Source organism: Flagellimonas profundi (assembly GCF_017313275.1).
Classification (GTDB): domain Bacteria; phylum Bacteroidota; class Bacteroidia; order Flavobacteriales; family Flavobacteriaceae; genus Flagellimonas; species Flagellimonas profundi.
This window is the reverse complement of sequence record NZ_JAFLNM010000001.1, coordinates 1,460,769-1,472,426: the sequence shown is the minus strand read 5'-3', so window position 1 is coordinate 1,472,426 and position 11,658 is coordinate 1,460,769. Positions and strand designations below refer to the sequence as shown.

The 11,658-nt window shown below is 41.5% G+C and carries 14 protein-coding genes; 2 read left to right on the top strand and 12 right to left on the bottom strand.

All coding sequences use genetic code 11. The annotated features are described in order from the left end of the window. Positions 1 to 2: 2 nt before the first annotated feature. The 3 genes from J0654_RS06860 to J0654_RS06850 are packed head-to-tail and all read right to left on the bottom strand — an operon-like array spanning position 3 to position 3,280. Positions 3 to 1,709: a phospho-sugar mutase gene (locus J0654_RS06860; RefSeq protein ID WP_207027059.1), complete on the bottom strand. Its 1,707-nt coding sequence runs from the start codon at positions 1,707 to 1,709 to the stop codon at positions 3 to 5. Positions 1,710 to 1,768: 59 nt separating this feature from the next. Continuing rightward, on the bottom strand, positions 1,769 to 2,716 hold the full coding sequence (locus J0654_RS06855; protein ID WP_207027057.1) for a glycosyltransferase family 2 protein: 948 nt from the start codon (positions 2,714 to 2,716) through the stop codon (positions 1,769 to 1,771). Positions 2,717 to 2,758: 42 nt separating this feature from the next. Continuing rightward, positions 2,759 to 3,280 carry a DUF4199 domain-containing protein gene (locus tag J0654_RS06850; protein ID WP_207027055.1) on the bottom strand — a complete coding sequence of 174 codons (522 nt, stop codon included), beginning with the start codon at positions 3,278 to 3,280 and terminating at the stop codon, positions 2,759 to 2,761. Between the two features lie 159 nt (positions 3,281 to 3,439). Between J0654_RS06850 and J0654_RS06845 the strand changes: the two genes are divergently transcribed. Next, positions 3,440 to 3,712, top strand: coding sequence for a type B 50S ribosomal protein L31 (locus tag J0654_RS06845; protein ID WP_127137783.1), 273 nt, complete (start codon positions 3,440 to 3,442; stop codon positions 3,710 to 3,712). 84 nt (positions 3,713 to 3,796) lie between these two features. Beyond that, positions 3,797 to 4,975: a GlmU family protein gene (locus J0654_RS06840; RefSeq protein ID WP_207027053.1), complete on the top strand. Its 1,179-nt coding sequence runs from the start codon at positions 3,797 to 3,799 to the stop codon at positions 4,973 to 4,975. 6 nt (positions 4,976 to 4,981) lie between these two features. On the opposite strand, the gene J0654_RS06835 is transcribed toward J0654_RS06840, so the two are convergent. The 9 genes from J0654_RS06835 to J0654_RS06795 form a co-directional block, all read right to left on the bottom strand. Further along, positions 4,982 to 5,335: a hypothetical protein gene (locus tag J0654_RS06835; RefSeq protein WP_207027051.1), complete on the bottom strand. Its 354-nt coding sequence runs from the start codon at positions 5,333 to 5,335 to the stop codon at positions 4,982 to 4,984. 113 nt (positions 5,336 to 5,448) lie between these two features. Next, on the bottom strand, positions 5,449 to 6,315 hold the full coding sequence (locus J0654_RS06830; RefSeq protein ID WP_207027049.1) for a helix-turn-helix domain-containing protein: 867 nt from the start codon (positions 6,313 to 6,315) through the stop codon (positions 5,449 to 5,451). 84 nt (positions 6,316 to 6,399) lie between these two features. Beyond that, positions 6,400 to 6,672 (bottom strand): DUF4242 domain-containing protein, encoded by a 273-nt coding sequence (locus J0654_RS06825; RefSeq protein ID WP_207027047.1) that lies wholly within the window; start codon positions 6,670 to 6,672, stop codon positions 6,400 to 6,402. Between the two features lie 281 nt (positions 6,673 to 6,953). Next, positions 6,954 to 7,811: a hypothetical protein gene (locus J0654_RS06820; protein WP_207027045.1), complete on the bottom strand. Its 858-nt coding sequence runs from the start codon at positions 7,809 to 7,811 to the stop codon at positions 6,954 to 6,956. Between the two features lie 72 nt (positions 7,812 to 7,883). Beyond that, complete coding sequence (locus J0654_RS06815) at positions 7,884 to 8,309, bottom strand: sulfur reduction protein DsrE (RefSeq protein ID WP_207027043.1); 426 nt, start codon at positions 8,307 to 8,309, stop codon at positions 7,884 to 7,886. A 1-nt stretch (position 8,310) separates the two neighbouring features. Continuing rightward, positions 8,311 to 8,709 carry a DoxX family protein gene (locus tag J0654_RS06810; protein ID WP_207027041.1) on the bottom strand — a complete coding sequence of 133 codons (399 nt, stop codon included), beginning with the start codon at positions 8,707 to 8,709 and terminating at the stop codon, positions 8,311 to 8,313. 9 nt (positions 8,710 to 8,718) lie between these two features. After that, the gene (locus J0654_RS06805; RefSeq protein WP_207027039.1) at positions 8,719 to 10,347 is read right to left on the bottom strand and encodes a bifunctional metallophosphatase/5'-nucleotidase; all 1,629 of its coding nucleotides are present in this window, start codon (positions 10,345 to 10,347) and stop codon (positions 8,719 to 8,721) included. A 67-nt stretch (positions 10,348 to 10,414) separates the two neighbouring features. After that, complete coding sequence (locus J0654_RS06800; RefSeq protein ID WP_207027037.1) at positions 10,415 to 10,792, bottom strand: hypothetical protein; 378 nt, start codon at positions 10,790 to 10,792, stop codon at positions 10,415 to 10,417. 101 nt (positions 10,793 to 10,893) lie between these two features. Next, entirely contained in the window at positions 10,894 to 11,625 is a 732-nt protein-coding gene (locus tag J0654_RS06795; protein ID WP_207027036.1) for a DUF6090 family protein, read from the bottom strand. Positions 11,626 to 11,658 lie beyond the last annotated feature (33 nt).

Below are 11,658 nucleotides of genomic sequence, written 5' to 3'. Positions count from 1 at the left end.
CACTATAAATTCAGCTCGGAAAGGATACCTTCAATTTTGGTTTCCAACTGCGAATTTACGGATTTATAATCGGCGGCCTTGTCCAATTTTGTATTTGTACTGATGTAGAACTTTACCTTTGGTTCCGTTCCACTGGGTCGAGCGGCAATTCGGGTACCATCCTCCGTTTCATAAATCAATACATTGGACTTGGGCAAATGAAGGGTAAACTCTTCGTTTGTCTGTACATTTTTAACGATGGATGTGTTGTAATCTTCAATGTACAACAGTTTTGAGCCTTGCACCGTATCTACAGGATTTTCTTTGAAATCCTTTAGCATTTGCTTGATTTCCTCTGCCCCGCTCATTCCTTTTTTGGTGATGGAGATCAATTTTTCCCTGTAAAAACCAAACTCTACGTAAGCGTCTATCAAATCTTTATAAAAAGAACTTCCATTGGCCTTGGCATTGGCAGCAATTTCACAGGCCAATAGGGTGGAGGTTACTGCATCTTTATCCCTTACAAAATCACCGACCATATATCCAAAACTCTCTTCACCGCCACCTATGAATTGGGAGCTTGGAAAGTCCTTTATCATTTTACCGATCCATTTAAACCCTGTCAAAGCTGTTTTGAACTCCACACCGTATGATTTGGCCATTTGTTGCATCATTGGGGTGGAAACTATGGTCGTGGCAATAAACTCGTTGCCCTTAAATCCTTTTTTCTTGTATTGGTCCAAAAGGAACTTGGTCATAAGCACCATGGTTTGGTTCCCGTTCAACAGTTCCATTTTTCCCTCGAGGTTGCGAACGGCAATACCCAAACGGTCGCTGTCCGGGTCGGTGCCCACCACCATATCCGCACCTATTTCCTCTGCCTTGGCGATTGCCATGGACAATGCTTCGGGCTCTTCCGGATTTGGTGATTCCACTGTTGGAAAATCGCCATTGGGCTCGGCCTGTTCCTCGATGATGGTAACGTTTTTATAACCTGCTCGTTTCAATACCTCTGGAATAGCGGTAATCGAGGTTCCGTGCAAGGAAGTGAAAACGATTTTAAAATCATCTTTTCCCTTTGCATCAAAACTGCCGTTACTTACGGAAGCTTCAAAAAAGGCCTCGTCAACTTCTTTATCAATCAGGTGAATCAAGCTTTCATTCTTGTCGAACTTGATGTCCTCAAAAGAAAGGGCATTGATTTCGGCAATAATTTCACCATCCTGAGGAGGTACAATCTGTCCGCCATCGGCCCAATATACTTTGTATCCATTGTATTCTGGCGGGTTATGGGAGGCCGTAAGCACGATTCCTGCATGGCACCCCAAATACCTTACTGCAAAAGACAGCTCAGGTGTAGTTCTTAAATCCGAAAATAAGTGAACCCTAATTCCATTGGCCGAGAATACCTCTGCAACGGTCCTTGCCAAGGATTGCGAATTATGTCTGCAATCGTAAGCGATTACGACTTTCAGGTCGTCGTCAGTGTACGATTTTTTAAGATAATTACTGAGTCCTTGGGTGTTTTTCCCCAAAGTGTATTTGTTGATTCTATTGGTACCAACCCCCATTACACCACGCATTCCGCCGGTTCCAAACTCTAAATCTTTATAAAAACGTTCCTTAAGTTCCTCTGTATCGTTGTTTATCAAGTGTTTGACTTCCTTCTTCGTGTCTTCATCAAAAAAATCGTTTAACCAAGATTGTGCTGTCTCTGTAATGGGATCCATAGTGTCTATCGTTTGTTTAGAGATTTAAAAATACAAAGTTTGTAGGGTTTAAGAATGGCCTAGAGGTTAATTTTGTCGGAGATATTGTAACGCGTGTCGTTTTTTCTAGATCGTACCATGATCTCTCCAATAAAACCTGCCAAAAACAATTGCGTACCTATAATCATGGCAGTCAATGCTATATAAAATTGAGGTCGTTGTGTGATCAGTCTCCCAGTTGGGTTTAAAAATAGTTTGTCGATTCCCAAATAAAGCGAAAACCCAAAACCAACAAAGAACATAAGTACGCCCAATGCTCCAAACAAATGCATGGGCCTGCGTCCAAATTTGGAGACAAACCAAATGGTTATCAAATCCAAGAATCCATTGATAAAGCGTTCTGCACCGAATTTGGTGGAACCATATTTTCTTGCCTGGTGCTGAACCACTTTTTCCGTAATATCTGAAAATCCGGCATTTTTGGCCAAAACAGGGATGTATCGGTGCATTTCTCCAGATACTTCGATGGTTTTTACCACTTTTTGGTTGAAGGCCTTGAGGCCACAGTTAAAGTCATGGAGTTTTACCCCAGAGGTTTTACGTGCTGCCCAATTGAATAGTTTGGAAGGTATGTTTTTGGTGATGACGGAGTCGTACCGCTTCTTTTTCCAGCCCGATACCACATGATGTCCCTCTTGGGTAATCATTCGGTACATTTCTGGAATTTCTTCGGGATTATCCTGTAAGTCTGCATCCATGGTAATGACTACCTCTCCTTCTGTAGCCTTAAAACCGGCATGAAGAGCCTGCGATTTACCAAAATTTTTTAGGAATCGGATAGCTTTTACATTTTCATCAGCTTTGGAAAGTTCTGAAATAATCTCCCAAGACCCATCGGTGCTACCATCATCGATAAAGATGATTTCATAAGAAAAATGATTGGATTGCATCACTTGTACAATCCAATCATGTAGTTCTTTTAGAGACTCACGCTCGTTAAGTAAAGGAATTACAATGGAAATCTGCATTGTTCGATTCTGGAATTCCCTTCAAAAGTAGCATTTTTTGTTTTAGTAATCCGCTTTGGACTTTTTCAAGATCAAGCCTGTGATTAGACCTATGATCAGACCCAGCACGGAGTTCATGATCAAGAGTACGGGATACTGAATCCAAGCAAAGCTTTTCTGCATTTCCACACCTTGTTCCCACTGTTCCTCCGTCATATTGGGGTTTTGGGCCATTGCTTTTGGTTTGGCAAGTTCCATTGCCTTGTCCATAAAGTCGGGCTCAATAAAGTTGGTCAGTATAAATTGATAGACCAAAGAAATTATGGCACCAACCAGGGCAACCCCCACCGCAACTTTTAGAGCTTCGGAAATGGTTAAATAACCACCATTGGCTTTTTTAAACGCTTGGACGGCCAAAAAAATGATTGCCGCTAAGATTAGAATAGAGATTACGATTACGGCAGTGCTTGTCTCGTAGTGCATTTTCTGGGTGTAGAGCATAACTCCAAACACCACAGAAATCAGACCTGATAATAGTCCGTAATTAAGCGCGAATTTTCCAGTTTTTGCTTTTTGTTCTTCCATGATTTTTAAATTAGTGTTGCTTATAGAAGGTTAGTTATTGAATGCTTACATTTGTTACATATAAATTTAACTTTATTTTTTTAGTGATTTTAAGTTGGAGGTGTCAAAGAAATCATTAAATTTGCACCCTGAAAATTCTGAGATTAAGCATTTAAGACGATGAGAAAAGGTATACACCCAGAAAACTATAGATTGGTTGCTTTTAAAGACATGTCCAACGATGACGTGTTCATTACAAAGTCCACTGCTGAAGCGAAAGAGACCATCACTGTTGATGGTGTTGAATACCCTTTGGTAAAATTGGAAATTTCAAGAACTTCTCACCCATACTACACTGGTAAGACCAAATTGGTCGATACCGCTGGTAGAATTGACAAGTTCAAGAACAAGTACAAGAAATTTAAGAAGGAAGATAAGAAGGAGGCCGAGTAGGTCGTACTTTTTAACGAAATATAGGAACGCTCTCGATACTTTTCGAGGGCGTTTTTTTATTTTTATCCTATTCAAAGCTGCGCTATGAACTATATCCTTTCCGACGGTAACCACCGAGAAGACCTGTTTCCCTTTACATTCACACGCCCCGTATCCGAGATTCGGGTGGGTATTTTGACCATTGGCGAAAAATGGGAAAAATGGTTGAACGCTTCTGTGAGCCATCAAACAGAGGAATACCTTTCTGAAAAATTTCCGTTGACTGTTACTGCCGAAAACACCGTGATCAATGGTAGTTATTTGCCCAATGAAAAGTTGGTGGATGCCATCAATAATTTAAAGATGGGCGAAGCTTTGATCGGGAACGACAGCTATATCGCTTACGTTACAGAAAACCTGGAAACAGGCTTTGAGGAATCGGCATACACGGCTATTCTATTTGAAGACGAAGTTTTGACCATAAAAAATACCTGGGATATCTTTTCCAACAACGCAGCTGGCCTCCAAGCTGATTTTGATTTGATCACGAAAGGAAGAAAAAGTCAACCCATACCCGATACGAACCAAGTAAAGAGTCCCGAAAATATTTTTATCGAAGAAGGTGCCACAGTGGAGTTTTGCATTTTAAATGCTTCTACGGGCCCCATTTATATTGGTAAAAATGCCTTGATGATGGAAGGTTGTATGGTCCGCGGCGGACTCGCCCTTTGCGAAAATGCCATTTTAAAAATGGGTGCTAAAATTTATGGAGCGGTAACCGCTGGACCTGGTTGCAAATTGGGCGGTGAGGTCAACAATGCGGTACTTTTTGCCAACTCCAACAAAGGCCACGATGGTTTCTTGGGGAATTCTGTGCTAGGGGAGTGGTGCAATATCGGGGCGGACACCAATACCTCCAATTTAAAGAACAACTATGCACCCGTGCGACTGTGGAACTACAAAACCGGAGGTTTTGCCAAAACAGGGCTGCAATTTTGTGGACTCATGATGGGCGACCATAGCAAGTGCGGCATCAATGTAATGTTCAATACGGGGACCGTGGTAGGGGTAAGTTCCAATATTTTTGGAAGTGGGTTCCCTAGGAACTTTATCCCCAGCTTTAGTTGGGGCGGGGCAACGGCAGGCTACACCACTTTTAGGACCAACAAGGCTTTTGAAGTGGCCGAGGCCATGATGAAACGTCGTCATATGGAATTCAACGATACCGAGGCCAAAATTTTGGAGCATGTGTTCGAGTTCACCCAAAAGTGGCGGAACTACTAGAAAAATCTAATCTTTCAAATATACCAAGAGCATTTTGGTGGGTTGTTTACTTAAATTGATGGCTGAATGCGTTTCTGATTCAAACCAGATAGATGTTCCTGCACTGACCTCCACAACCTGAGACTTTCCTTTTTCGGGGGTTATTCGGACTTTTGCATCGGATAGGACAACGGTTAAATGTGGGGCATGATGGTGCATTCCCTTTCCGCAAACATCGCCATTACTTGTACTGACATGTTCTATTACTTGCATTTTATCATTGTCGATAATGACTTTTTTCCCTGTTTCAGCAGTTACTGAAGTTTGAGCAAATAAGTTTCCGCAGAAAAATAGTAGGGGTATTGATAATACATACTTCATGACTTTGAATTTTAAGGTTACAAAGCCAAATTAGATTGATTTTCAGAAACTTACTTTACTGTAATGATCAAACTTTTTACTTTACCGTTCAATGGGTAAAAGAAAAAGACGTATTATCGATGTTGTTCTCTATACTGGGTAGGGTATAGGCTGTAACGTTCCTTAAAAATGCGACTAAAATGGGACATGTTCTTGAAGCCGCAACTGAAGATGATGTCCCCAATGGATTTATCAGAACTTTGAAGCAGTAATTTTGCTTTTTCAAGCCGTTTGGAAGTAAGCCATTTACCTGGTGTGGTGTGGTAATGTGCCTCAAAATCACGGCGGAAAGTTGCAAGGCTTCGATTTGCAATTTTAGCAAAATCAGCGATGCTTAGTTCGTAGAAATAATTAGCTTCCATGACCTCCCAGATAGGAATTAGGTAGTCTTCTGAAATTTGATTGATGTAGGCCAATATATGCCTATTGTTGGGATGGGAGATTATGGAAAAAAGCAGTTCTTTGAATTTGCCTTCAAAAATGGAATCTGGGAATACTTTCGATTTATCAAAATAGGGTAGGAGACTCTCATAACTGTTACGAATCTGGTCGTTTATTTCGAACTCCTCTATCATTTCTGTACTCACTTCGGGCAAATTGTTCAATGGAAGGTACTGCCTAAACTCCTCAAAAATATTTTTTAGATAATTATCCTTGAGGTAGAGCACCAACACTTTCCAACCAGAAAAATCATGTGTTAATTCTTGATGAAAGGCACCTCGCTTCAACAAAAACCCCTGATCGGCACTCAACTCCCATCTGTGGTCTCCATGTTGAATGATGCGCTTGCCACTAATGGTAAAAGTAAATTGGTTGTGGTTGGAGTATAATTGTAGCACCTGTTCCTTTTGGGGACATTCGTAGTAACAGAACAACAGGTCTTTAAGGGAGAGCTGTGTGAATATATCGGGATTTGCCTTATGTGCCTCGTAAATGTTCATGGTTTAATGACACCGTAAAAAGTCACAGATTCAATAGCGGTGGAATCTGTTGGAATCACATGGATTAAAATCAAACAGAGAATTTTATTCAGCTGTGGTGGGATCGATAATGGTTGCTACCTTATTGACAACATTGGCAGGGAAACCTCCTTGACTCGCATGTTCACGAACCATTTCTTCGTTGGGGGCATTATAAATGCAATAGATTTTGTCTCCAGTGACATAACTGTGCACCCATTGGATTTCGGGTCCCATTTTTCTCAATACCCCGCATGAGGTTTCGGAAATTCCTTTTAATTGTTCCGGAGATAAATCACCTGCTCCGGGAACTTCTCTTTCGATGACATATTTTGGCATGAAGGTAAAGTTTTAACTCCTACTCTTTTGGTTTTTCGGACCCCACCCCGTTTTTAAAATGGTCTCTGGATTCCATTTTTGCTGATATACAAGGTATTAAAAAAAAGGAGTTATATCAAGACCGCTCCATTTTATCAACCTAAAAAGGGAGCTTTTTACAGCATAAGCGTCAAAAAAATGCTTATGCAGGTTCAACTTATATAGAACGCATTAGCTATAACACGCATTACCTTGATGAAGTTTTGTGCCGTCCAGTCTCAAATTTTTTCAAGATTAATGTACTATGAAACCTTTTCCGCAGTAAGGGTGATGTCCGGTTCTGTGAGGGTCAGCGATGTAATATCTCCTTTTTTCATATTGAATGAGATGGTCACCGAAGGTGTGCCATTATAAGTGAAAAGATTATCCCCAACTTTGTACAAAGCACCTCCAAATCCACCAATAGGACCTAGTGACAACAGTTTTCTCATATTTACACCGATAGTGAAACCTTCATTGTCCCCGTTCCCATATTTGTAATCCCCCAGATACTTTTTCTGTTCTTCGGGGCTTACATCCATATAATCTGTGCCGCTAGCGTTGCCCAAGCCGGATAAGTAATCAATGGTCTGCTCCAGGGATTCAATTTCAGATTGGCTCATGTTGTCCTTCATGCGCTCACCGGCATAGGCATGGTCCAACAAGCTAATTCCGTGGGGTCCTGTGGTTTCCTGTATTCCGGGTGTTGCTCCAATAGCTGATTTTACCACATTTAAATGGCCCAACATTGCAAAAGTGAAAAGGGTAGGGCGAGCACCTTTGCTCATCAAATACAGGGCGATATCTCTTCTACCTACATGGGATGCTGCTCCAATGGCCGATTCAAAATCACCAAAACGCCACTCCCATACCGACCTTGACAGTTCAGGTCTTTTACCGACCAAGGATTTTACCCCTTCCAAATCAAAATGGGATTTTCCTACCACCTCTTCAATAATTTCAGGAGGTATATTGGGGAAGTGTTTGGGCACATTAACGGTATTAGGGTCATTGGTTTTACCAGCGGCCCATGTTACAGTTGGAATTGACAATCCCAGCATGGTCAATGCCGATGTCTTCAACAATGTTCTCCGATTGATTCTATTTGTTGTAGTATCCATTTCCTTAAAAGTACCAAAAAAGAAAAAGGGACAATGTTTCCATCGCCCCTTTAACAACAAAACCAGGTTTTTTTACAACGTAATGCTCAAAAAACCATCTTTTTGTAGCTTAAAATTGTATAGGATACCATTGTCCACTACACCCATTTCCTTGGGTAATTTACTGGCGTCCACCCCGAATTTTTTCAAGGAAAAACCGCACCCCAACAGTTTTATCTTTTCACTTTTTGCCATATCCAAAAACGGTTGCATTTGTTCTATGTCAGTAAGACCTTTTACGGTCTCTCCGCAGATGACTACGTGAAACTCCCCGAACTTGGCACCATCACTTGTAGCTAGTTCATCCGCGGCTGATAAAATCGCCTTTAATTGCGGGATTTTACGGGTAAGCACAATGTAGTTGTTCTGTTCTTTGTTGTATGTTGTTTGGGCACTGACTTCGGTAAGCCCTCCAAACAGGGTGATAGCCATTACGGCCAGAGTGATTAATTGCTTCATTTTATTGCTTTTTAAGTTTTGGATTCAGTACAAAAAATAGGAGTCCGCCCAAAATGGCGATGTTCTTGAACAAGGGTCCCACAGTGGACATTTGTCCCACTTGAATGGTCAAAGTAATGGGAATCAGCATAACGATCAATAATATGGCCGCCCATTTGGTACGAAACCCTATAGCCAGGGCAATACCCGCTAACAGCATCACCACTCCAGAGGCAATTACCGAGACTTCTGGTGAACCTAACAAGTTGCCAAGAACGCCAAACTTGGCATTTTCGATTCTAGCTACTGCTTTATCTGTATTGATCAAATGGTTTAAACTGGCTACGATGAAAATCAAACTTACCATGACCCGTAGCACCGAAATGGAGCTACGGCTGACTTCAACAGTATTGTTTTGCATGACCCTGTTTTAATGGAATTGATAATCGGTTCCCGGTAATTGGGACAATACATTTGGACCTAAATCCAACGCTTTGGCCCTTCCATCCAAACTTGGTGCAATGGTGCCTTTTTCTTTGAGATATTCCTCAATGACATCATGGATCGTATAGTCCATCACCTCGGTCTCAACAGTATTGGGCATACGGCAGAGCGTATGTAATGGTTCGCCTTCTCTACGACACGCCGACATGGTATATAGTTTATCGTCCTGAATGGGCTCTCCTCCAATTTTTATGGAGGCTACGCGCTCTCCTTTGGGCTTATTGGCATAAAAGGTAAGTTCCATGCCCGAAAAACGTACCAACCAGCCACCAAAGCGTTCTGTGGGGTTTTGAGCGAATACATTGTGCAGTTCTTTTTCCAACCAATCTTTGATTTGTTGACCGCTGGCCTTTCCAATTTTCACTTTTTCGTTTACGGGGAGCATGCTCCATAGGTCTGCCTTGGTAATAGGGGATTTGCCGCCTTCTTCAACCGAAATTGGCGTACTGAACCGGAATCCGTTGGAAATGGAAACATCCACACCTGTTTTCCATCGGGCAGCATCGGTGATAAAATTGTCCATTGGGTTTTCCACCACAAAATAGCGGTAGAGTGGAACACTCGTATATCCTAAAACCTCATTGGCTTCCTCTTGGTACGGAGCGGTAGCTGTTTCAATGATTTGGGCCACTTTTTCGTCAGCAGCGTATTTTTTGGGGTCTACTTCCAAAAGATCATAAGCTTCGCTCACTACTTGGCCATCTTTTACGGTTAAGGTAAGCTTGCCCACAAAGGAGGCAAAAGCCCCTGGCTCGGTAACCTTGGTGTATTTGGCCTGCAAAGGTTTACGAATGCGTTCGTGGGTGTCGTTCCCGAGCAGGTAGTCTACCCGTTCCAAAGCGGGGTTGTTGGCCAAATCGTATTGTTTACTGATGCCGATATGTGTCACCAAAAACAACACATCCACATTTTGATTATCCTTGAGTTCCGTAATCAGGGCTTCCAAATTTGCATCGATGGGGTCAAAACGAATGCCCTCGCTGAAGGATGGATTCTGACGCACCGGAATTTCGGGGTCGTTATAAGAAATAAATCCGAGTTTTACACCTTTCAGTTCTTTTACAAAATACTGGGGAAATAGGGATTCTCCCGTGGCCTCGTGGTACATATTGGCGGAAATCACAGGGGTGTCGTACTGAGTAAGTACGTCCATCATGGTTTGTTTGCCATACACCACCTCCCAGTTACCGGGAATTAGAAAGTCGTAACCCATTTGTTGAATAATGGGGGAAAAGGCTTTCCCTTCGGATAGGGCGGCATACGCGCTTCCTTGGATGAGGTCGCCACCATCCAAAATTAGAGTGCCTTCGGGGTTTTTACTGCGCTCGTCCTCAAAAAGGGTTTTTACATGGGCCAATCCGCCCAATTTCCTAAAGGTGATCTGTTCGTCTTCCCAAAACAGTTCGTCGTGGGGAAACAGTTGACCGTGAATATCAGCGGTCTGTAATATGGTTATAGTTTGCTCGGAGTCCTGTGCAGGAGTTTTACCATCCTTGCAAGCGGATAGGGTTCCAATGAGCAGGGCGATAAGGCCCCAATGTTTTACTGATTGCATGTGTTGTTTTTTATAATTCGACTTAAGATGAGGGAGTAGGCGATGCCTAATATGGAAAAGTTACTGTTTATGAATAGATCTTGAATTGCCTATATAAAATATAAAGGGGAACTACCGAAGCTACTTTGTGCTGTTGGGTAGCAAAAAAGCTGTTTTCGCTGTTTAATGTAGTATCAAATGAATCCATGGATACGGCACGTAAAAGTGCTGTGACCATGCCCTGAGCATCTGTAGGTGAGTCCTCGGTGAGTTGAATGGCCTCGTAGGAAGCACAGGACTCGACCGACACAGTGGTTTTGAGTTTGTTCGAAACCTCTGATTTTTCCAAACCTAGCGAGCGTTCCAAGGAATTACGAACTTTGCAGGGCGCCACCAATAACAAACCTGCCAACAAAGCGATGGACAGGATGCGAATATCAAATGTGGTGTTGTGGACGGGCTGCATACTTCAAAATAAACATTTATCAAGCAAAAAAGGTGTAACAAAAGTTACATAAACAGTGAATTGATTGTATAGTTGGCCCTGTACTATCGCTATTGAATTACTTAATTTAAGTTGTCTATTTCCAATTTTAATTCTTTTGATAATCGGTTAACACGCTCCATAAAATAGACAAAGCCTCTCCAATGAATTGTCATTCTCGAAAACGTATTTATAAAAACGTTGTCCTTATACAATTCGCTAAATTGATAGTTAAAGGTGATGTCTAAAGTTTCAGGGTCTGTATGTGCCCTAATTTTGGTGTTGTATACCCCAAATTGGTTTTCAATATCTTGACTTAATTTATCATAGATTGATTCTACTTGTCTAAGGTAACTGTAATATTCGGCCAATTTGTTTCTTACTTCTATATCATCAATAAGATATAAATCCCCACTCTCTTTCATTTCTTCGTAAGTGAGCATCGTTGGAAGTTGGTAAGTTGTTCTTGGAAACCATAAAAAAGCATAATCCACTATTTCTTTTTCCTCAGCACTCAATTCAGTTCCCCGTTCTAAGAATTTTTGAGTATCAGTTACGGATTTCAAAATGGATTTATTAAGCTGAACTAGGCTTTCGCTTGTTTTTATAGACCTTTCTAAATCCTCAGAAATCCTATCAATATAGTTGGAGGCTCTCACATCATCCTTCCTTTTTTCATTCCAATTGTTGATCTGCAAGGCTATAAGAATGCCAATAACCACAAGTACGATTTCTCCAATGGCATATTTGAGATATTTCCCGGTTTTGCCCTCAGAAAGTAAATTTTGCCTAATTTTTCTAAAGAATTTTATCATTGAAATATGTTGGTTTACATCATTTTTGGCGAC